This is a genomic window from Tianweitania sp., assembly GCF_032053605.1.
Classification (GTDB): Bacteria; Pseudomonadota; Alphaproteobacteria; order Rhizobiales; family Rhizobiaceae; genus Tianweitania.
In genome coordinates, this window is sequence record NZ_DAMBUH010000085.1 from 1 (window position 1) to 241 (window position 241).

1 protein-coding gene is annotated in these 241 nt (G+C 65.6%); it reads right to left on the reverse strand.

Annotated elements, in window-relative coordinates:
* Positions 1-241 (reverse strand): DUF2076 domain-containing protein (locus RTX98_RS15925; protein WP_312797818.1); only part of this gene is annotated, 241 nt, incomplete at both ends.

A 241-nucleotide genomic window follows, 5' to 3' on the forward strand; every position in this document is an offset into this window, starting at 1 on the left:
GTTCGCTGCGATCACCGCCACCGAACAGGCTTCCGAACAAGCCACCGCCGCCGCTTTGCGGCTGAGCCTGGGGCTGGCTTTCCAGTTCCTCGATCCGGCGCTGCGCGGCTTCCAGCGCTTGCTCCTGCACGACAATGGTCTGCGCCATGTAATAGGGCGCGCCGGGATGGCGGGTGATTTCCTCTTGAATGAAGCGTTCGGCTTCGGCATCGCGCTGCGGCGCCTGCCGCTCTACGGTTCC